This is a genomic window from Segatella sp. (genome assembly GCF_977051555.1).
In genome coordinates this window covers 1-20,329 of record NZ_CDRSSE010000036.1, presented here as the reverse complement: position 1 = coordinate 20,329, position 20,329 = coordinate 1, and the positions used below count along the sequence as shown (strand labels likewise).

Sequence of the window (20,329 nt, the reverse complement as noted above, 5' to 3'; positions counted from 1 at the left end):
ATATGAAGTTTTATGCACTTATAGCGGCAATGCTCCTTTCGGGGAGCATTGCTTTTGCTCATACCGACCCAATTGTTATGATTATTGATGGTCAATCTGTCAAGAAGTCGGAATTTGAGTACTTTTATCAGAAAAATCATTTGGGAAATACGGTTGATTCTAAAAGTGTCAAGGTGTTTACCGATGGCTTTGTTGATTATAAGCTGAAAGTGCAAGCTGCTAAGGATGCTCATCTCGATACTTTGCCTAATATCAGGCGTGTGTTGAAACGATATGATGATGGCGAGTCATGCGAGTTGATGCCCGATAAAGGCAGTGTTCATGTTGCACATATCCTCTTGAGATTGGGACAGAAAGCATCTTGCCAGGAACAGGAGGTGGTGGAAAGAAGAATCGATTCTATTTATCAGGCTCTTTGCAAAGGTGCAGATTTTGCAGACCTGGCAAAAAAGTGTTCTGATGATAAAGGGTCTGCGGTCAATGGGGGGACTTTGGCATGGTTTACAAAAGGTCAGACTGTGCAGGCTTTTGAAAAAGTAGCTTTCTCTCTGCGAAAGGGTGAGATTAGTAGACCGTTTATGTCTGAGTTTGGTTATCATATCGTCAAGTTGCTGGATAAACATGATGATGGTAATCAGGAAAAATATGTTGCTGATGCTAAGGTAGAAAATTGGCGGGGAACCTACCAGCAGCAGGAGGAAGTAGAAAACCTTTTGCTGAATGAAATCTGCCAGCGTAATATTTGGGATAAGGCTGCTGCTGATAAAAAAGGTCTGGCTGCCTTCTATGCCAAAAATAAGAAAAAATACAAATGGGAAATGAAGCGCCTGAAGAAGATGAAGGTTAATCTGCCCCGGAATGGCGAATACCCGGATGTGGTACTTGCTGACTATCAAGACTCGTTAGAGAAACAATGGGTCGCACAATTGAAGAAGAAATATAAAGTGGTGGTTTTCCGTAGTATGTTGACCACTCTCAATATACATTAATATATTATAGAAACAATACATGAATACTGGATATAAAATGACAATGGCATTTATAGCGCTGCTGATGATAGTAGGAATAAGTGCTAGTGCAACAAGAGCAAGCCGTAGTGCTTTGGCTCATGAGGCTGATTCTGCAAATATCAAGCAACAAACTGCTGCCGATTCTCAGAAAATCAATGAGGGTAGTGTGGTTGACGAGGTAATTTGGGTTGTCGGCGATGAGGCTATCCTGAAGTCAGACGTCGAGGTAACCCGTTTGCAGGCTGAGGCTGAAGGTATTAAATATACTGGTGACCCAGACTGTTCTATTCCTGAGCAGATTGCCGTTCAGAAACTGTTTCTCCATCAGGCAGCTATCGATAGTATCGAAGTATCTGAGTCAGAAGTTATGAATGGTATCGACGAACAGATCAACAGTTGGATTTCCATGATTGGTTCTCGTGAAAAACTGGAGGAGTATCGCAAACAAAGTATCACCCAGATGCGCCAGCAGATGCATGATGATTTCAAAAACCAGCAGCTCATTCAGAAAATGAAGCAGGAACTGGTGAAGGATATCAAGGTGTCTCCAGCTCAGGTACGTAAATACTTTAAGAATTTACCTGCCGACAGTATCCCTTTTGTTCCTACAGAGGTAGAGGTCGAGATTCTTACCATGCAGCCACGTATTCCTCTTGAGGAGATTAACCGTGTGAAGAATCAGTTGCGTGAGTTTACTGACCGTGTGAATAAGGGTGAGACTTCTTTTGCTACTTTGGCTCGTCTTTATTCTGAGGATCCGGGTTCAGCCCGTATGGGTGGCGAGATGGATTATATCGGTAGAGGTATGTTGGATCCTGCGTTTGCAAATGTAGCATTCAATCTTACTGATCCAAAGAAAATCTCAAAGATTGTTGAGTCTGAGTTCGGTTATCATATCATCCAGTTGATTGATAAACGTGGTGATAAGATTAAGTGTCGCCATATCCTGCTCAAACCTCGTGTTTCTCAAGATGCGATTGATAAGTCTATCAGCCGTCTGGATTCTATCGGTAATGATATCCGTGCCAATAAATTTACCTTTGAACAGGCTGTAGAAGCACTGTCAGATGATAAGGATACCCGCAACAACAAGGGTTTGATGGCCAATGTTACTCCTGATCAGTCAAGAACTTCCCGCTTCCAGATGAAGGATCTGCCTACCGAGGTTGCCCGTGTGGTAGATACAATGAAGGTAGGTGAGGTTTCTGCACCTTTCACGATGGTGAATTCCAAGGGTAAAACCACTTGTGCTTTGGTAAAACTGGTAAGCCGTGTTGACGGACATAGAGCTACTATTACCGAAGATTTTCAGGTGATGAAGGATGTAGTGTTGGCTAAGGAGCGTGCCCAGACCTTGCACGATTGGGTAGTCAATAAAATCAAGCAGACTTATGTTCGTATGAACGATCGCTATAAGGATTGTAAGTTTGAATATCAAGGTTGGATTAAATGATAAATAAAAGATTAAATAATCATATCAGAGGGCATAGAATCATATCGGTTATGGTTCTATGCCTGTTTGGGTTTTGTCTGATGCAAGCCATGCAGGCTCCAAAGAAGCATGCCAGAAAACGCCCTCATGGTGACCGCGTATATCTTTTGCATGCAGATGAATTGTACTATGATATGTTCGGTAATAATCCAGATGCCCAAATATTGAAAGGTAAGGTCTCTTTCTTGCATCAGGGCAGTCATCTTACCTGTGACAGCGCGTATTTCTATCAGGCTTCTAATTCCGTGAAAGCTTTCGGACATGTTCATTACCGGCAGGGAGACACCTTGTCACTCACTTGTGATAGAGCAGAGTATGATGGGCAGATGCAGATGATGAGAGCACGCAAGAATGTGGTCTTGCATCATCGTCGGCAGACTTTGCGTACTGATAGCTTGGATTTCGACCGCTTGTATAATATGGCAAACTTCTTTGACGGCGGAACGCTGATTGATGGTAAGGATAAGCTGGTTGCCGATTGGGGTGAGTATCATACCGAAACGCGTGAGGCTAAGTTTGTCTATAATGTCAAGTTGCGCAGCGGCAAGGATGTTGTTACTACCGATACTTTGTATTACGATGTCCGTAAGTCAAAGGCTCACATGGTAGGACCTTCTAGGATTGTTTCTGGTGCAAGTGTTGTCAAGACAGAAGACGGATATTATGATACCAAGACCGATAGAGCACAGCTTTACGGGCGCTCTACGGTTATAGATAAAGACAAGACACTTACGGGTGATACGCTCTATTATGTAAAGGATGGAGAGAGTACCGGATATGGTAATGTGGTTTATGTAGATAAGAAGAGCAAGAATTCCCTTACTTGCAATTATTTGCGTTACAACGAGAAAACCGGTAATGGCTTTGCCACCCGCAATCCTGTAGCGATCGACTATTCGCAGAAAGATACCCTTTGGGTTCATTCTGATACCATGCGTATCAATACCTTCCATATCAATACCGATTCGGTATACCGTAAGGTGCATGCTTATCCTAAGGTCCGTGCCTATCGCCTGGATATGCAGGCCATCTGCGACTCCCTGGTTTTCAATTCTCAGGATTCCTGCATGACCATGTATAAGGATCCTATCGTCTGGAATGGAAACCGTCAGTTGCTGGGCGAGAAGATTCTGGTCTTCATGAACGATTCTACCGTTCGTTTTGCCCATGTCATCGGACAGGCACTGTCTGTAGAGCAGATGCCGGATAGTGTTCATTTCAATCAGATCAGTTCTTCTGAGATGAAATCTTACTTTGAAAAAGGTGAGATTAAACAAGGAGAGTCTATCGGTAATGTGCAGACCATCTATTATATGACGGATGATAAGGACAGTTCGCTCATTGGCTTGAATTATCTGGAGACCGATACCATGCGCATGTATATGGGACCGGGCAGGAAGATGGAGAAAATCTGGACCAATAAGTTTACATCTACCATGTATCCTATGACGCAGATTCCGCCGGCAAAATATAAACTCAACAATTTTGCCTGGTTCGAGGACTTGCGTCCTAAAGATAAGAACGATATCTTTGTATGGCGTGGTAAATCAAAGGGTACCGAACTCAAGAACATTAAGCGTCATGAAGCTCCGCTTCAGAAACTGACCGACTGATTGTAATGAAGCATCATTTTCTTATATGATTAAGATTTAGAGATGAGTGATATTATTCAACTTTTACCCGATTCTGTTGCCAATCAGATAGCAGCAGGTGAGGTTATACAGCGTCCGGCTTCGGTTATCAAGGAGCTGGTCGAAAATGCAGTCGATGCGGGTGCCAGGAATATCCATGTCACTGTTACCGATGCTGGTCGTACCAACATCCAGGTGATAGATGATGGAAAAGGTATGTCTGAAACAGATGCTCGTTTGGCTTTTGAACGTCATTCTACTTCCAAGATCCGTAAGGCTGACGATTTGTTTGCGCTTCGCACCATGGGCTTCCGTGGCGAAGCTTTGGCGTCTATAGCTGCTGTGGCTCAGGTAGAACTGAAGTCACGGCAGGCAACTGACGAGATAGGAACCCTAATACAGATTTCGGGTTCCCGATATGAGAAGCAGGAACCCTGCTCCTGTGCTGTGGGCAGTATCTTCTCGGTCAGCAATATATTTTATAATGTACCCGCGCGCAGGAAGTTCCTGAAGTCCAATTCTACAGAGTTGAACAATATTCTGACGGCTTTCGAGCGGATTGCATTGGTAAATCCCCAAATCACCTTTACTTTGCACAGCAATGGTACCGAGGTGTTCAATTTGCGTGCCGCTAATTTGCGTCAACGCATTCTCGATGTCTTCGGCAAGCGTTTCAATCAGGAACTCCTGCCGGTGAATGTAGAAACCACAATGTGCAAGGTGTCTGGATTTGTGGGTAAACCTGAATCAGCCAGAAAGAAAGGTGTGCATCAGTTCTTCTTTGTCAACGGGAGATACATGAAACATCCTTATTTCAATAAGGCTGTGATGGCTGCTTATGACCGTCTGGTTCCTCAGGGTGAACAGGTGCCTTACTTTCTGTATTTTGATGTAGATCCGAAGGATATTGATGTGAATATCCATCCTACGAAGACTGAAATCAAATTCGAGAATGAGCAGGCAATCTGGCAAATCCTCTCGGCTTCGGTCAAGGAGTCTATCGGTATGTTCAATGATGTACCTACCATTGATTTCGATACCGAGGATAAACCGGACATCCCTGTTTATAATCCGGAGATGAGCACTGCTGCGGCACCGAAGATCAGTTTGAATCCTGGTTATAATCCGTTCAAGTCTTCCTCTTCCACAGGAGCAGTTCCTATGGGAGCAGGCTTCTCTGTTCCTAAGTCAAAGCCTCAGGTGGATGAAAAATGGGAACAGCTTTATGAAGGACTCAAAGATCAGGATGATGTGCAGGGGATGGAACAGACCATGGTGTTTCCAGATGATTCGGGGCTGGATAATACGCCAGACAGTATCATTGCAGAGAAATCGCCAGCCCATTATCAGTATAAAGGTAAGTATATCATGACTGCGGTAAAATCGGGATTGATGATTATCGACCAGCATCGTGCCCATGTGCGTGTCCTGTTCGAACAGTATTTGCGCCAGTTGGCTGACCGGACCTTTCATTCCCAGAAAGTCCTCTTTCCTGAGGTTGTGCAGTTCCCGATGTCTGAGAAGGTAATCTTTGAAAAGATCCTGCCTGAAATGGAATCGATGGGCTTTGAACTGGAAGATCTTGGAGGCGGAAGCTATGCCGTTAATTCAGTTCCTGGCGGACTTGAAGGATTGAATCCTCTTAAACTGGTACAGGACATGGTTTCTTCTGCAGTGGAAAAGGGTGTATCAGCCATTGATGAAATCAATCAGACTTTGGCTTTGAGTCTGGCTCGCCAGGCTGCAATACCTCAGGGGCAGATATTGAGTAATGAAGAGATGGAGGGGCTGGTGAATGATCTGTTTGCCTGCCAGAATGTCAATTATACGCCCGACGGAAAGTCGGTACTTTGTATCCTCCGTCAGCAGGAAATTGAGCATCTTTTAGGTTAAAAGCGGGGAAAAATCCCGTTTTACTTAAAAAAGTTAACGAAAAATGCTTTTTTTTTTAGAAAATGAAGGTTATTTCAAAAAATAGTATTATCTTTGCTCCGTCATTCAGAAGGTATATATATATAAATTGATTTTTAAATTATAAAGTTATGAAAAAGTTATTAGCAGTGCTAGCATTGGCTAGCGTAACAATGGGCAGTATGGCTCAGGATGCAGCAACTACTGAGAAGTATAGCGTTGCAACAAATTCGTTCTGGAGCAATTGGTTTGTTCAGGCAAACGTTGCTGGTTCTGCATTCTGGGGCAACCAGGAAGAGGGCAATGGTTTCTCTAAGAGCCCACTCAAGGGTTTCAGAAACAATCTCGGTTTCTCTGTTGCTGTAGGTAAGTGGTTCACACCAGGTCTCGGTCTCCGTACCAAGTTCAATGGCGTTTGGGGCCGTACAGTAGTTTCTGAGGATAAGTCAACAAATGCAAATAAGTATTGGACTTTGAATGAGCAGGTTTTGTTCAATGTTAGCAATATGTTGTGTGGTTACAACGAGGCTCGTGTTTGGGATTGCATCCCTTACGCAGGTTTTGGTATTAACCGTAACATGAGCGCTAACTGCTATGCTCCTGTAGTTGGTGTTGGTCTCTTGAACGAGTTCAAGATCAATAACAAGTGGGCTGTCAATCTCGATGTAAACTATGCAGTAGGTGCTAACGACTATGATGGTTACACAGGTGTATTGGCAGGTGCTAAGCCTAGCACATCTCGCTCACTCGACAAGGTGATTGCAAGACGCGACCGTTCTTTGAATGTTGAGGTCGGTGTTACATACAACTTGGGTAAAGCTACTTGGAACAAGGTTCCAGATGTTGACGCTATCAACGCTCTTCATCAGTCAGAACTCGACGCTCTCAATGCTAAGTTGAACGATGCTAATGCAGAGAACGACCGTTTGAAGAATCTCTTGAACAACCAGAAGCCTGTAGAGGATAAGGCAGTTAAGGAGTATGTTGCTACTCCAGTTTCTGTATTCTTCAACATCGGCAAGTCTAAGGTTGCTTCTAAGAAGGATCTCGTAAACGTACAGGCTCTCGCTCAGTATGCTAAGGACAACAACGCTAAGTTGGTAGTTAACGGTTATGCTGACAGCGCTACTGGTTCTGCAGCTGTTAACCAGAAGATTTCTAAGGCTCGTGCTGAGAAGGTAGCTGCTGAGCTCGTTAAGTTGGGTGTTGCTAAGGAGAACATCGTGGTTAAGGCTAACGGTGGTGTTAAGGATTTGACTCCTGCTTCTTACAACCGTCGTGCAACTGTTCAGGTTGGTGAGTAATTATACAGTATAAAGGTATAAAAATAGAATAGGGCATTCTTCCTCGTGAAGAATGCCTTTTTTGTTTCTTTGAATTTCTTAAAAAGAACTTTTCTTTCTCAATAAGTACCTTTTGGGGTTGAAAGAGGTTTTGCAGTCCTATTGTAAGTGATTTCTCTTGGTTGGCTGTTTTTGGCAATTGAAATGCAAAAACTGACTGTTTTTACTCTGAAAATTGAGGAAAAACACCAGAAAATGCACTTTTTTGAAGAAAAAACGAAAAAAGTTGCTGAAAAATTTGGTGGAACCAAAAAATAGTCGTACCTTTGCAACCGCTTACGAAAAGTAAGGGCGCTTAGCTCAGCTGGTTTAGAGCATCTGCCTTACAAGCAGAGGGTCGGCGGTTCGAATCCGTCAGCGCCCACGGGGGTGTTTCCTGTGATTCACTTTTGTGGTTGCAGGGACTTTTTTAGGGCGTTTAGCTCAGCTGGTTTAGAGCATCTGCCTTACAAGCAGAGGGTCGGCGGTTCGAATCCGTCAACGCCCACAATGGTGAAGGTCTTTCAACAAATGTTGAGAGACCTTTTTTTATGCTTTTAAATTTATTTATCACTATTTTCTCTGTTTTCTCACGATAATTCATTAATTTTGCACCCTATATATAATACGTATTGTTATGAATTTAGATTTATTGACTGCCATATCACCAATTGATGGTCGTTATAGGGGAAAAACAGAGCAGCTCGCTAACTACTTCTCAGAGTATGCTCTCATTCGTTATCGTGTACGCGTAGAGATTGAATACTTCATTACTCTATGCGAGTTACCTTTGCCACAGCTTGCTTCTTTCGACAAGTCGCTGTTCGAACGTCTGCGTGACATTTATCGTAATTTTGACGAAAATGAAGCACAGCGCGTAAAAGACATCGAGAAGATTACCAATCACGATGTAAAGGCTGTAGAGTATTTTATCAAGGAAGAATTCGATAAGATCGGAGGCTTGGATGCTTACAAGGAGTTTATCCATTTTGGTTTGACATCTCAGGATATCAACAACACAAGTGTGCCTCTCTCTGTAAAAGAGGCTTTGGAAGAGTGTTTCAATCCGCAGGTTGAAGAGCTGATTGCACAGCTCCAGACTTATGCTGATGAGTGGAAGAATGTGCCTATGCTGGCTAAGACTCACGGACAGCCTGCTTCACCTACCCGCCTGGGCAAGGAAATCATGGTTTATGTTTACCGTCTTACTGAGCAGCTTAATTCGCTCAAGGCTTGCAAGATTACAGCTAAGTTCGGTGGTGCTACCGGTAACTACAATGCTCACCATGTAGCTTATCCACAGTATGACTGGAAAGCATTCGGTAACAAGTTTGTCAGCGAAAAACTCGGTTTGGAACGCGAGCAGTATACCACACAGATCAGTAACTATGACTACCTTGGCGCTATCTTTGACGCCATCCGTCGTATCAACACCATTATCATCGACTTAGACCGTGACTTCTGGATGTATATCTCTATGGATTACTTCAAGCAGAAGATCAAGGCTGGTGAGGTAGGCTCAAGTGCGATGCCTCACAAGGTGAACCCTATTGATTATGAGAACAGTGAAGGTAACCTGGGCATAGCTAATGCTATTCTTCAGTTCCTGGCACAGAAACTTCCGGTTAGCCGCTTGCAGCGCGACCTTACTGACAGTACCGTACTCCGTAACATCGGTGTGCCTCTCGGTCATAGCGTCATTGCTATCCAGAGTACATTGAAGGGCTTGCGTAAACTGATTCTTCACGAGGAGAAACTGCAGGAAGATTTGAATAATACATGGGCAGTTGTAGCTGAGGCTATCCAGACTATCCTTCGCCGTGAGGCATATCCACATCCTTACGAGGCATTGAAGGCGTTGACACGTACCAACCAGCACATGACCGAGGAGACTATTCATGAGTTTATCCAGGGATTAAATGTGAGTGATAGTGTTAAGGCAGAACTGATGGCAATCACACCAAGCAATTATACAGGTATCTAATATACACAAAGGAATTTTGTAGTTTTAGTACATATATATAAGTAAAAATTAGATTTATTAACCCAGCCGTGAGGCTATTAAGTATTTTAAGAAAATGGATTCAGAATTTGAAAACAAACCTCAAGATCAGTCTTCTGAGAATGAGAGAACCCGTGAGGGCTACAACCCAGCAGGTGGTTATCAGAAGAGTTATCGACCAGTAGGCCGCACACAGCGTCCTCGTATCAATTCACATCGCGCATACAGCAGCGACAGAAGTAGCAGTAACAGCGAAGGCGGTTTCCGTCCTGAAGGTTTCGGTGCTGGCTTGCAGAGTACAGGCAGCAGCGAGCGTCCACAGCGCAGCAGTTATCAGAGCCGTGGTGGTTATGGTAACAACAGCCGTGGAGGCTACCAGCCACGTCAGCAGGGAGGCTATCAGTCTCGTCCTCAGCAGGGTGGCTATCGTCCTCGTTACAACAATAATGATGAGCAGGGTGGTTATCAGCCTCGTCAGCAGGGTGGCTATCAGCCACGCCAGCAGGGCGGCTACCAGTCTCGTTCTCAGCAGGGTGGTTATGGCAACAACCGTGGTGGTTATGGTCGTCCACAGGGTGGCGGCTATGGCAACAACCGTGGTGGTTATGGTCGTCCACAGGGTGGTTATGGCAACAACCGTGGCGGTTATGGTCGTCCACAGGGTGGTGGCTATGGCAACAACCGTGGTGGCGGTTTCCGTCAGCACACTCCTGGTTACGATCCAAATGCTAAGTATAGCATGAAGAAGCGTATCGAATATAAGGAGGAAAATATCGACCCAACAGAGCCATTGCGCTTGAACAAGTTCCTCGCCAATGCTGGTGTTTGCTCTCGCCGTGAGGCTGATGAGTTCATCCAGGCAGGTCTGGTAACTGTCAATGGTGAGGTAGTTACCGAGTTGGGTACCAAGATCCTTCGTACCGATGAGGTGAAGTTCCACGACGCTCCTGTAACTTTGGAGAAGAAGGTATACGTATTGCTCAACAAGCCAAAGGATTATGTAACAACCAGCGATGATCCTCAGCAGCGCAAGACTGTGATGGACCTCGTAAAGGATGTTTGTCCTGAGCGTATCTATCCTGTAGGCCGTCTCGACCGTAATACAACAGGTGTACTTCTCTTGACCAACGATGGTGACCTGGCTTCTAAGCTTACTCACCCTAAGTTCCTGAAGAAGAAGGTTTATCACGTTCACCTCGATAAGAACCTGACAGCTCACGATATGGATCAGATCCGTGAGGGTATCACCTTGGAAGATGGTGAGATCAAGGCAGATGCTGTAGAGTATGCTGATGATCGCGACAAGGCACAGGTTGGCATCGAGATTCATAGTGGCAAGAACCGTATCGTGCGCCGTATCTTCGAGAGTCTCGGCTATCGTGTTACCAAGCTCGACCGTGTACAGTTCGCAGGTTTGACTAAGAAAAATCTCCGTCGCGGTGACTGGCGCTTCCTTACTGAGAAGGAGGTAGACATGCTCCGCATGGGTGCTTTTGAATAAAACAGAGTAATAAACAATGGAAAAAGTAAAAAGAACTAAAGTTGTAGACTTGCTCAAGAGTACAGCCTACGGCTCAATCGTGAATGTCAAGGGATGGGTTCGTACCCATCGTAGTAGCAAAGCAGTCGATTTTATCGCTCTTAACGATGGTTCTACTATTAATAATATTCAGATAGTAGTCGACCCATCAAAGGTCGATGAGAATCAGCTCCGTCAGATTACTACTGGTGCTTGTATCAGCGCCGTAGGTACGCTGGTAGAAAGTCAGGGTGCCGGACAGAGTGTTGAAATCCAGTGCGAGAGCATCGAGATTTACGGTCTCTGCGGCAGCGACTATCCTATGCAGAAGAAGGGACAGAGCTTCGAATACATGCGTCAGTATGCTCACCTCCGTCTCCGTACCAATACCTTTGGTGCCGTGATGCGTATCCGCCATAACATGGCGATGGCTATCCACACTTACTTCCATGAGCATGGATATTTCTATTTCAATACTCCGCTCATCACAGCCAGCGACTGCGAGGGTGCTGGTCAGATGTTCCAGGTAACTACCAAGAACCTCTACAACCTGAAGAAGACCGAGGATGGCAAGATTGACTATTCTGATGATTTCTTCGGCAAGCAGACTTCCCTGACCGTTTCCGGTCAGTTGGAGGGTGAGCTCGGTGCTACAGCACTCGGCGCCATCTATACCTTCGGTCCAACCTTCCGTGCAGAGAACAGTAATACTCCTCGCCACCTGGCTGAGTTCTGGATGGTAGAGCCAGAGGTTGCTTTTCTGGATATGGACGGTTTGATGGAGTTGGAGGAAGACTTCATCAAGTATTGTATCCGTTGGGCTCTGGAGCATTGCAAGGACGATCTTGCTTTCTTGAACAAGATGATAGACAAGGGTCTGATTGCCCGTCTGGAAGGCGTATTGAATTCCGACTTCGTTCATCTTCCATATACCGAGGGTATCCGCATCCTTCAGGAGGCTATTGCCAACGGTAAGAAGTTTGAGTTCCCATGCGAGTGGGGTGATGACCTGGCCTCAGAGCATGAGCGTTTCCTCGTAGAGGAGCACTTCAAGCGCCCGGTTATCATGACCAACTATCCTAAGGCTATCAAGGCATTCTATATGAAGATAGACGAGGAGGAGAGTGGTTTCGGTGGCAAGAGCGGTCAGACCGTTCAGGGTACCGACGTACTGTTCCCGCAGATTGGTGAGATTATCGGTGGTTCTGTCCGTGAGGAGAGCTATGACAAGCTGATGGGTGAGATTGAGGCTCGCAACATCCCTATGAAGGATATGAACTGGTATCTCGATACCCGTAAGTATGGTTCATGCCCACACGCAGGTTTCGGTCTCGGTTTCGAGCGTCTGATTCTCTTCGTAACCGGTATGCAGAATATCCGCGACGTGATTCCATTCCCACGTACACCAAAGAACGCAGAATTCTAGAATAAAAAAATGAAGCCTGTTTCGATGTCCTTCGAAACAGGCTTCATTGCTCTTCGCAAGTACTTGTCCTGCAAGAAGATATCGATTCTGATACTTTACTATATATAGGGGCATCTTTGTTTCTTTGGTAGAGACGAAGATGTCCCTATCATTTTTTATTATTTTTAAAATATATACGTATTATGTCAAGAAACAAGAAAACATCAGAGTCGTTATTCCAGTTCATGAACCTCCTTATCGTCCTGTTGCTGAAGAACGGGCAATACCGCACTTCGCTGCATTATAAGGCAACCCTCAACAGCTTTAAGCGATACCGGGACAACAGGGATATTGCCCTGAGTGAGATAGATGCAGACGTGATGCGCTCGTATGAGGCATATCTGCATCATACGGCGGAGGTATGCAAAAACACCAGTTCCTTCTATCTCCGCATCCTCCGTGCCACCTATAACAAAGCCGTGGCAAAGAGACTGACGCCACAGCAGCATCCCTTCACGAATGTCTATACCGGTATTGCCCCAACCCGCAAGAGAGCCATACCTACAGAGGATGTCAGCCAAATCAAGCGTCTGCATTCGGTCAAGGAACTCACTCCCAAAGAAGAGATGGCAAGAGATACATTTCTGATGAGTTTCTATCTGCGAGGTATCTCATTTATTGACCTGGCTCATCTCCGCAAATCCGACCTCAAGGACGGTTTTCTTCATTATACAAGAAGAAAGACAGGGCAGCGTCTCACCATCCGATGGGAGGATGATATGTAGGAGTTGTTGGAAAAGTATCAGGTGCAGACCGTCACCTCACCTTATCTATTCCCTTTCCTGGTTGATGATGGAAACACAAGACAGGATAAAACTATTGACAAAAAGCAGAAAGAGGTGCACCTATATCACAATGCGGAAGCGCGTATCTCTTACCATCTCAGAAAGTTAGGTGCTAAGATAGGTGTCAAGGGTAAGCTTACCCTCTATGTCGCCCGTCATTCCTGGGCAACGACGGCAAGAGACAATGATATCTCTATCTCCGTCATCAGCGAGGCATTGGGGCATCATTCTGAAACCACCACACAAATCTATCTCAATTCCATCAGAAGCTCAGAAGTTGATGATGCCAACGCCAAGATACTGGCAGCCCTATAAGCTGCAAAAAGAATAAAAAAAGGGATTTTGTAAAATGAACCAAAATGAACCAATTTTTCTGAATCTTTATATAAGAGACACAGAATCTCCTTGCAAAAATACGAAAATTGTTGGAAACTAGCAAATTATGTGTGTTAAAAAATTAATATCATTCTACGAAAATCAACATTTTTTTACTATCCTTTTCGTACACAATCTTCTAAGTCATTGATTGAAAGAATGTTTTTCGGTTTTCTGTATCTCTTATATAGAGATTCAGATGATCGACATCAAAAAAACGAACTTGATTCGCATGATGAAAGAGACAAATATACAATCACAGGTTACGTCCACTATTGCAGGGGACGACGGCGAAGCCGTGGAAAAAAGCGAAGGATATGTAGCGGAAAATGGTTTCGTAGCAACAGAACCGATGCACTGGTATGTGGCTTGTGTAAGGGTGAACTACGAGAAAAAATTCAAGCTTCTTATTGAACAAAACTTCAAGGATAAAAAAATCGCCTTGGAGACTTGGCTTCCTTTGGAAAGACGTATCATGATAAACAGCCGAGGTAAACGTGTTGTCCGTGAGGCTGTCTTTCTTACCACCTTTGTCTTTGTGAGAGTTGAGGACAAAAAACTTAATGAAATCCGCTTTCGGGACGATGTCTATAAGATGCTTTCGGAACCAGGCAAAAGTGCCCCATATGCTATCCCTAATACCATATTCGACAATTTTCGCAGAATTGTAATGACTGGCAAGGCTGATATACAGAATCACCCTATCAAAAAGGGTGACAAAGTGCGTATTATAGACGGAGAACTTGTTGGAGTTGTAGCCTATGTGCAGCGTATTCAAGGTAAGAAAGCCATTATAGGTGATGAAATCCGAAACATCTGCGGTGCTACCATTGAGATTGAAATGGTGAAACTGGAGTTCTTTAACAAATAGATGCTATTGGTGTGGCTTTACATTCCTCATTTATAATAAAACTTCAGTATATAGATTAATTTGATAAATATAATATGTATCTTGGCATAGGAATATAAATAAATATTCGATAGCAGTATGTATTTTTTTCTTTCTTCTGTTTAGAAGATAGGTTTTCGAAGATACCTTTCTTTAACAGTAAGAAAAAACTCCTTTTAGCTAGCAATGCCAGCTAAAAGGAGTTATAAGAGTTAATCAAGGCGGTGTCGAGCAGCCCAGCTTCCAGCATCCAGACACGGACACTCTTTGGGAGTAGTCCCAGGCAAGTCCCGATGGCCCACAATCTTCGCTTTCGGAAAGAGAATCTTCAGATTCCTGAAAAGGTCAATGAGTCTCGTTTCCTGCTCAGTGGTCATGGTGTTTTGCCACCATTAAAGTTGCGCCCTGTCATATCCAAGCATTACATTGATACATGGTATCATGCTTCTCAGATGGTGCTGCGTGCAAGTAAGATCATCATTCTTGGCTATTCATTCTCTTCTGCCGACAACTATTTCTGTGATATGTTGCGAGAGAACCACGATGCACAAATCATCATTATCGACAAGAACATGGAAACTACAAGTCGCAATGTGTGTCGTTGCCTCCAGTTGGATGCCAATCGCTACACCAGGCAAATAAAAGATGGGCATGAGATACGCAAATACAACAATCGAGTGACGATTATTGGAGCAGACTTGTCGGATGTTAATTTGGATGATGTGTGAGACATTAGGATATGAAGCAAAAACTCCCCCAAAAATTTGGTGGTTTCACAGAAAACCCTTATCTTTGCTGCGAATTAAATATAGAAGTTATGGCACAGTTAACATTACAGATAGATAGTCCATCTTTGTTGGAGCAATTAAAGAATGTCCTCTCTCTTATGAGAGGCGTTAAAATAGTTTCAGACTCCCCAGTTTCAAGGAGTGCTGCTTTGGAAGATGTTCCAAACGCAGAAACTTTGGCAGCAATGAAAGAGGCTGAGAGTGGTCATGATGCGGGAGTAGTTCGAGTAGATAGCTTAGAAAGTTTCATGGCATCAATGGAGGAATAGGGTTTATGAAAGAAATTCGAAAGACCTCGCAGTTCAAGAAAGATTATAAGCGTTTTAAGAATGATAAAGAATTTGTAGAAACGCTTATGGGGATAGTTAAGCTTTTGGCAGAAGGCAATCAGATACCGGAAGAATATAATCCTCATTCTTTGAAAGGCAACTGGAAGAACTATATGGAATGCCATATAGAAAATGATACACTTTTGATTTGGTTTGATAAGAACAATAATGCAATAGAATTAGTTCGTTTAGGTTCGCATTCTGAATTATTCGGTAAAGGACGTAAGCGCTGATCTCCATAACAGTCAGGCGGTCCCATCCCGCACAATATGGCGTAGACCGCTTTGGTCCGCCAACCTTAGAGCGTAGCGGTTCTGAGCACCGGAGGGCGGTTACATCACTAATCCCTATGGTAGGGATTTAGGGCTTGGGTATAGGGTAAGGCCCCCCTCTTCGCAAGAGGGGGACAGGGGAGTCGAAAAAATACAAGACTAAGATAATTATGAATAAAGAAGAAAGAAATTCCTTTCGAAAGGAAATGTTAGGTAAGTTAGAAGAACAATGGGCTAAGAATAATCGCCCTGAAGACGATCTCTTCTATTACCACCCTTCTGAAGATAAAATAGTCTTATCTCATTCCCTGTTCTGGGTGATGACCCAAAACATAAAAGGTAAGGTAGGAAAGGAAAAATACTTGTTGCTTCTCCGCCAATATCAGGAAGAGATGCTTGAAGCCTACTTGACGGAATCTGAAGACTTCAAAGACTTGCTGCACTATTGTAACATCATGTACAATGCTCTTCCTATGCTACTTCGAAGTACGTACGACTTCCATACTCACTTAGATGCTCGCAAACTAGCCGCCATAACGATTGTCGCTGGCGGTTATGGTGGTGATATGCCCGAAGACCAGGCGTATGACCTCCTCGATGATATAGACTTCTATTATAATAAGGTGAAGTGCCGCAAGATAGAAAAGCTCTTACCGGTATTGAGCAAACTGGTGATACAAGAGCAAAAATACCTTTAGCTTGCATTGAGGAATGCATCGAACACATAGGAGCGTAATGAAAGTTGGCTCTCAAATAGCCGAGTGCAGCTTATCTTCTGAAGTGCCGATACAAAATAGCTTTTTTCAAAAAACGAATAGATGTAACTACTTGTGATATAGTAGAGACGCAGTATTGGTGAAATACATTGAGTTGAAAAAACTCCTCCAAAAATTTGGTAGTTTCACAGAAAAAGCCTATATTTGCACAAAAAACAGAGAAATGGGGTATAAACTTCATTAAAACCAATAAAATTACGCTGTTATGATTAGTAAGAATGTACAAAATATGATTCCAAAGATAAAAGATTTCTTTGGTAGTCAGCCAATAACAAAGGCTTGGCTCTTTGGTTCATGCTCGCGAGGAGAAGAAACTACTGATAGTGACATAGACATTCTTGTAGAGTATGATCGTCAGCATAATCGAATTTCTCTGATGAAAATAGCAGGTATTATGTTGAATTTGGAAGACTTGCTTCATCGCAAGGTGGATATAGTAGAGGCTAATCGTCTCCTCCCTTTTGCTCAAGAAACAGCCAACCAAGATAAATTCTTGATTTATGAGAGAAAAAGTTAGAGATAGGGGAAGGTTAGAGCATATTCTTGAAGCGATAGAAAGTATAGAGGAGTTTCATGCTCAATATACTTTTGAAGATATCAAGAAGAATAAGCTCATCTTTTATGGCTTTACCAAATTGGTGGAAGTAATAGGCGAGGCTGTCTATATGCTTTCAACAGAATTTCGTGATTCTCATTCTGATGTAAATTGGCGTCAGATAGAACGGATGCGACATGTCCTTGTGCATGGCTATTATACCATAGACCCCGAAAGTCTATGGGATACGATAGAAGTAGACATTCCTGAGTTGAAACCTTGGATAGTTAGGTATCTGTCGGAGTAATAAAAAAACTTATATTTTTTGCCGTCCCCAGGCGGTCCCATCCCGCACAACATGGCGAGACCTTTGATTGGTCCGCCAACCCTATAGCGTAGCGGTTCCGAGCACCGGAGGGCGGTTACATCCCTAATCCCTATGGTAGGGATTTAGGGCTTGGGTATAGGGTAAGGCCCCCCTCTTCGCAAGAGGGGGACAGGGGAGTCGAAAAAATACAATAATTAATAAGGAGATTACGTTATGAACATAGAAGAAAAAAAAGCTGATTTTATGCGTCGCTTCAAGGCTTCTAGGGAGCGAAAGGCAGAATACATAGCACAAATGGAAAAGTGTATGCGTGATGCTTATCGCCGCAGAACCGGTAAGGAAGCAGAATCATTCTGTGTGTTGTAATGTCTAGCCATAAGCCAAGCATAGGTTAATAAATGCATTTTTCTCTTAAATCCTTGGTGATTACGAAATAAAATCGTACTTTTGTCGCTATATTAGCAATAAAAATGTATGATTATGGCAAACGAAAATAACAATATACAGGCTACTACTGATGATTCTCAGATAGTGCTCTATCAACCAGATGAAAGCATTTCTCTTCAAGTAAAAATAGAAGAAGATACGGTATGGCTTACGCAAGCTCAAATGGTTGAACTTTTTGGTTCTAGTAAAGCTAATATTAGTGAGCACATTACTAATATTTATCAGCAAGGAGAATTGATGCAGTCAGCAACTGTTCGGAAATTCCGAACAGTTAGAAAAGAAGGCAATCGTATGGTTACACGTAATATGGATTACTATAATCTTGATATGATTATATCAGTCGGCTTTCGTGTAAATAGTCATCAAGGTATTCGCTTTCGTCAATGGGCAAATAATGTTTTGAAGGAATATCTTCTTCGTGGATATGCTGTACATCAGCAGATGCTACAAATGGAGCAACGTATTGACAGCAAGCTTATGTTGCAGCATGATGAGATGCAACGAATAAAGGATACCCAGGCTAAGCAGCAACAGCAGCTTGATTTCTTTATTCGGACTTCGACCCCTCCTGCAGAGATGGTCTTCTTCGAAGGCGATTTCTACACAGCAAGAGTTGCTTTGGAGAACCTTGTTCGTTCTGCCAATCATCGAGTAATCATCATAGATGGTTATGTTTCATCGCTAACCCTTCCCCAACAATCATATAGATATTAGAAAATGGCGTAACGAGTCTCATGACCGCTGGCTTATCATAGACGATAGCCTCTATCATTGTGGTCATTCCTTAAATGCCAATGGCGGTCATAAGATTTCCGCCATAACCCTGATGGGAACCTCTCCTGAGGTAATCCTATCAAAAGTAGAATAAAAACAATATTCCTCATTCGAGCGACGACAAGTGCAGAGCGATACTGCAATGAGGAGCAAAAATAACTTTTTTCAAAAACAGATACGTGTAACTATTTGTAATATAGTGGGGACGCTGTATTGGTGATATACGTTAATCTGGGGGAGATTAGAGCAAGAAGCAAAAACTCCTCTAAAAATTTGGTGGTTTCACCGAAAAACCTTATATTTGCAGCCAATAATTAGAATATTACGATTATGGCAACATTGGTACTCGATAATACATTATATCAAGGCTATGCAACGATAGCAGAGCAGAATAACATCAGTGTGACTGATGCTATGGCAGAAGCTTTGCGATTATTGAAGCAACAGCTGAAAAAGAAGCCAAGCCTTTCGTTAAGGCAACGACTTGAGAAGCGAATTCTTGAACTTCGAGATTTGCCAGCGAATTGGGATTATGCAGGTTCCCCTTCCATATCATCAGAAGCATGTGATTATTCTCAGAAGGTTGTTTCATCTTGCAGCGAACCATTACTTCAGGGATTAGCAATATTCCCAAATACCAATGGCTATATATTAATGCAATGGAAGACCTCCAAAGGAGATGCCTGTTTATCTATTCTTAGTGATAGGATAGTGTATGATGTCAATTATGGAGAGATAGAGAAAGAGGGCATCCTCCCACTTTCGGAACTCCCTAAATTTTTGGAAGTCTTAAAGAACATAGCCTAATGGAATGTGATATAACATTTGAGAAACCAGTATTGAAAGATATGGAGGAGATAGCTCGATTGTTGTCTTCTCCAGCCTTTTATGATGAAAATACCCATCAGTTAAATTTTGCGGCATTTAATCTTCGACGTTTTACGAATGGTGAAGTAGAATCTTATGTCTCATTGTCCAGGCTGTCTTTCATAGACCAAAAGCATTTGAATAAAAAAGGTAAGTATGTTTTTAAAAAGACAGAAAGCCATTATGTGGGTTATGCTCTTTTTACTCCAAGGTATTTAGCAAATTTACATGATAGATTAAGAATATATCCTGTTAAAGCAGGTCTTAATGATCATTGTGGTATGTTTTTCTTGGGTACGGATAAGAAGATAGTTTGTGATGACTTGACGATTCGTCCTTATACATTAAAGACATTACGTTCTCTTTGTGACTTATTACAAGACAGGGTGGTTTTAAAATAGGGGTAGTATCCAGCACCTTTAGCAAGATAATAGGAAGGCGGTCCCATCCCGCATAATATGGCGCAGGGCTTTGATGCCCCGCCAACCTTATAGCGTAGCGGTTCTGAGCACCGGAGGGCGGTTACATCCCTAATCCCTATGGTAGGGATTTAGGGCTTGGGTATAGGGTAAGGACCCCCTCTTCGCAAGAGGGGGACAGGGGAGTCGAAAAAATACAATAATTAATAAGGATCTTACGTTATGAACATAGAAGAAAAAAAAGCAGATAAGGAAGCAGAATCATTGTAAGTGTTCGGTGAATGCCGTATTGTGTGCCTAGATAAAGTTTCGTACCTTTGCATCGTGATTTTAAATTATTCAAATTATGGTACAAGGCAAGAAACAATTAAACAGCAAGCCAAAGTTCGCCGA

Annotated in this window: 21 protein-coding genes and 2 tRNA genes; all 23 read left to right on the top strand. The window is 43.1% G+C overall.

The features are described 5' to 3' along the window. Positions 1-2: 2 nt before the first annotated feature. The 23 genes from ACWJAO_RS09340 to ACWJAO_RS09230 all read left to right on the top strand — a co-directional run bounded on the left by ACWJAO_RS09340 (position 3) and on the right by ACWJAO_RS09230 (position 19,918). A complete protein-coding gene (locus ACWJAO_RS09340; RefSeq protein ID WP_449140062.1) occupies positions 3-989 on the top strand; it encodes a peptidylprolyl isomerase in 987 nt (328 codons plus the stop codon). 19 nt (positions 990-1,008) lie between these two features. Beyond that, positions 1,009-2,463, top strand: coding sequence for a peptidylprolyl isomerase (locus ACWJAO_RS09335; protein ID WP_449140061.1), 1,455 nt, complete (start codon positions 1,009-1,011; stop codon positions 2,461-2,463). Beyond that, the gene (locus ACWJAO_RS09330; protein WP_449140060.1) at positions 2,460-4,115 is read left to right on the top strand and encodes an OstA-like protein; all 1,656 of its coding nucleotides are present in this window, start codon (positions 2,460-2,462) and stop codon (positions 4,113-4,115) included. The genes ACWJAO_RS09335 and ACWJAO_RS09330 overlap by 4 nt, the downstream gene beginning before the upstream one ends. 42 nt (positions 4,116-4,157) lie before the next feature. Beyond that, complete coding sequence (gene mutL / locus ACWJAO_RS09325; RefSeq protein WP_449140059.1) at positions 4,158-6,026, top strand: DNA mismatch repair endonuclease MutL; 1,869 nt, start codon at positions 4,158-4,160, stop codon at positions 6,024-6,026. Between the two features lie 149 nt (positions 6,027-6,175). Next, positions 6,176-7,348, top strand: a complete 1,173-nt coding sequence (locus ACWJAO_RS09320; protein ID WP_449140058.1) for an OmpA family protein — start codon at positions 6,176-6,178, stop codon at positions 7,346-7,348. Positions 7,349-7,676: 328 nt separating this feature from the next. After that, a tRNA-Val gene (locus ACWJAO_RS09315) sits at positions 7,677-7,751 on the top strand. Positions 7,752-7,799: 48 nt separating this feature from the next. Next, a tRNA-Val gene (locus tag ACWJAO_RS09310) sits at positions 7,800-7,874 on the top strand. Positions 7,875-8,003: 129 nt separating this feature from the next. After that, positions 8,004-9,350 carry an adenylosuccinate lyase gene (purB, locus tag ACWJAO_RS09305; RefSeq protein WP_449140057.1) on the top strand — a complete coding sequence of 449 codons (1,347 nt, stop codon included), beginning with the start codon at positions 8,004-8,006 and terminating at the stop codon, positions 9,348-9,350. 94 nt (positions 9,351-9,444) lie between these two features. Then, positions 9,445-10,869, top strand: a complete 1,425-nt coding sequence (locus tag ACWJAO_RS09300; protein WP_449140056.1) for a pseudouridine synthase — start codon at positions 9,445-9,447, stop codon at positions 10,867-10,869. Positions 10,870-10,885: 16 nt separating this feature from the next. Further along, a complete protein-coding gene (asnS, locus tag ACWJAO_RS09295; protein WP_117587394.1) occupies positions 10,886-12,313 on the top strand; it encodes an asparagine--tRNA ligase in 1,428 nt (475 codons plus the stop codon). A 182-nt stretch (positions 12,314-12,495) separates the two neighbouring features. Next, entirely contained in the window at positions 12,496-13,077 is a 582-nt protein-coding gene (locus tag ACWJAO_RS09290) for a site-specific integrase (protein WP_449140055.1), read from the top strand. A 6-nt stretch (positions 13,078-13,083) separates the two neighbouring features. Continuing rightward, positions 13,084-13,452: a tyrosine-type recombinase/integrase gene (locus ACWJAO_RS09285; RefSeq protein WP_449140054.1), complete on the top strand. Its 369-nt coding sequence runs from the start codon at positions 13,084-13,086 to the stop codon at positions 13,450-13,452. 259 nt (positions 13,453-13,711) lie between these two features. Further along, a complete protein-coding gene (locus ACWJAO_RS09280; protein WP_449140053.1) occupies positions 13,712-14,383 on the top strand; it encodes a transcription termination/antitermination NusG family protein in 672 nt (223 codons plus the stop codon). Between the two features lie 311 nt (positions 14,384-14,694). Further along, the gene (locus ACWJAO_RS09275; RefSeq protein ID WP_317575818.1) at positions 14,695-15,129 is read left to right on the top strand and encodes a hypothetical protein; all 435 of its coding nucleotides are present in this window, start codon (positions 14,695-14,697) and stop codon (positions 15,127-15,129) included. Between the two features lie 11 nt (positions 15,130-15,140). After that, a complete protein-coding gene (locus ACWJAO_RS09270; protein ID WP_287830178.1) occupies positions 15,141-15,458 on the top strand; it encodes a hypothetical protein in 318 nt (105 codons plus the stop codon). Between the two features lie 5 nt (positions 15,459-15,463). After that, positions 15,464-15,751, top strand: a complete 288-nt coding sequence (locus tag ACWJAO_RS09265) for a type II toxin-antitoxin system YafQ family toxin (protein WP_117729061.1) — start codon at positions 15,464-15,466, stop codon at positions 15,749-15,751. A gap of 245 nt (positions 15,752-15,996) precedes the next feature. Continuing rightward, entirely contained in the window at positions 15,997-16,488 is a 492-nt protein-coding gene (locus tag ACWJAO_RS09260; protein ID WP_287840622.1) for a hypothetical protein, read from the top strand. Between the two features lie 283 nt (positions 16,489-16,771). After that, complete coding sequence (locus ACWJAO_RS09255) at positions 16,772-17,083, top strand: nucleotidyltransferase family protein (RefSeq protein ID WP_117729066.1); 312 nt, start codon at positions 16,772-16,774, stop codon at positions 17,081-17,083. Continuing rightward, entirely contained in the window at positions 17,067-17,408 is a 342-nt protein-coding gene (locus ACWJAO_RS09250; RefSeq protein ID WP_117729067.1) for a HepT-like ribonuclease domain-containing protein, read from the top strand. Before ACWJAO_RS09255 ends, ACWJAO_RS09250 begins: the two co-directional genes overlap by 17 nt. A gap of 234 nt (positions 17,409-17,642) precedes the next feature. Then, positions 17,643-17,795 carry an ABC transporter ATP-binding protein gene (locus ACWJAO_RS09245; RefSeq protein WP_293514871.1) on the top strand — a complete coding sequence of 51 codons (153 nt, stop codon included), beginning with the start codon at positions 17,643-17,645 and terminating at the stop codon, positions 17,793-17,795. A gap of 114 nt (positions 17,796-17,909) precedes the next feature. After that, positions 17,910-18,590: a virulence RhuM family protein gene (locus ACWJAO_RS09240; protein WP_287830140.1), complete on the top strand. Its 681-nt coding sequence runs from the start codon at positions 17,910-17,912 to the stop codon at positions 18,588-18,590. Positions 18,591-18,980: 390 nt separating this feature from the next. Next, positions 18,981-19,457, top strand: coding sequence for a hypothetical protein (locus ACWJAO_RS09235; protein ID WP_117661251.1), 477 nt, complete (start codon positions 18,981-18,983; stop codon positions 19,455-19,457). Continuing rightward, positions 19,457-19,918: a hypothetical protein gene (locus ACWJAO_RS09230; RefSeq protein ID WP_117661250.1), complete on the top strand. Its 462-nt coding sequence runs from the start codon at positions 19,457-19,459 to the stop codon at positions 19,916-19,918. The genes ACWJAO_RS09235 and ACWJAO_RS09230 overlap by 1 nt, the downstream gene beginning before the upstream one ends. Positions 19,919-20,329 lie beyond the last annotated feature (411 nt).

Excerpts from the sequence above, each read along its gene's own strand:
- ACWJAO_RS09340 (WP_449140062.1), top strand. The coding sequence starts at position 3 with ATGAAGTTTTATGCACTTATAGCGGCAATGCTCCTTTCGGGGAGCATT.
- ACWJAO_RS09335 (WP_449140061.1), top strand. The coding sequence starts at position 1,009 with ATGAATACTGGATATAAAATGACAATGGCATTTATAGCGCTGCTGATG.
- ACWJAO_RS09330 (WP_449140060.1), top strand. The coding sequence starts at position 2,460 with ATGATAAATAAAAGATTAAATAATCATATCAGAGGGCATAGAATCATA.
- mutL (WP_449140059.1), top strand. The coding sequence starts at position 4,158 with ATGAGTGATATTATTCAACTTTTACCCGATTCTGTTGCCAATCAGATA.
- ACWJAO_RS09320 (WP_449140058.1), top strand. The coding sequence starts at position 6,176 with ATGAAAAAGTTATTAGCAGTGCTAGCATTGGCTAGCGTAACAATGGGC.
- purB (WP_449140057.1), top strand. The coding sequence starts at position 8,004 with ATGAATTTAGATTTATTGACTGCCATATCACCAATTGATGGTCGTTAT.
- ACWJAO_RS09300 (WP_449140056.1), top strand. The coding sequence starts at position 9,445 with ATGGATTCAGAATTTGAAAACAAACCTCAAGATCAGTCTTCTGAGAAT.
- asnS (WP_117587394.1), top strand. The coding sequence starts at position 10,886 with ATGGAAAAAGTAAAAAGAACTAAAGTTGTAGACTTGCTCAAGAGTACA.
- ACWJAO_RS09290 (WP_449140055.1), top strand. The coding sequence starts at position 12,496 with ATGTCAAGAAACAAGAAAACATCAGAGTCGTTATTCCAGTTCATGAAC.
- ACWJAO_RS09280 (WP_449140053.1), top strand. The coding sequence starts at position 13,712 with ATGATCGACATCAAAAAAACGAACTTGATTCGCATGATGAAAGAGACA.
- ACWJAO_RS09275 (WP_317575818.1), top strand. The coding sequence starts at position 14,695 with ATGGCCCACAATCTTCGCTTTCGGAAAGAGAATCTTCAGATTCCTGAA.
- ACWJAO_RS09270 (WP_287830178.1), top strand. The coding sequence starts at position 15,141 with ATGAAGCAAAAACTCCCCCAAAAATTTGGTGGTTTCACAGAAAACCCT.
- ACWJAO_RS09265 (WP_117729061.1), top strand. The coding sequence starts at position 15,464 with ATGAAAGAAATTCGAAAGACCTCGCAGTTCAAGAAAGATTATAAGCGT.
- ACWJAO_RS09260 (WP_287840622.1), top strand. The coding sequence starts at position 15,997 with ATGTTAGGTAAGTTAGAAGAACAATGGGCTAAGAATAATCGCCCTGAA.
- ACWJAO_RS09255 (WP_117729066.1), top strand. The coding sequence starts at position 16,772 with ATGATTAGTAAGAATGTACAAAATATGATTCCAAAGATAAAAGATTTC.
- ACWJAO_RS09250 (WP_117729067.1), top strand. The coding sequence starts at position 17,067 with ATGAGAGAAAAAGTTAGAGATAGGGGAAGGTTAGAGCATATTCTTGAA.
- ACWJAO_RS09245 (WP_293514871.1), top strand. The coding sequence starts at position 17,643 with ATGAACATAGAAGAAAAAAAAGCTGATTTTATGCGTCGCTTCAAGGCT.
- ACWJAO_RS09240 (WP_287830140.1), top strand. The coding sequence starts at position 17,910 with ATGGCAAACGAAAATAACAATATACAGGCTACTACTGATGATTCTCAG.
- ACWJAO_RS09235 (WP_117661251.1), top strand. The coding sequence starts at position 18,981 with ATGGCAACATTGGTACTCGATAATACATTATATCAAGGCTATGCAACG.
- ACWJAO_RS09230 (WP_117661250.1), top strand. The coding sequence starts at position 19,457 with ATGGAATGTGATATAACATTTGAGAAACCAGTATTGAAAGATATGGAG.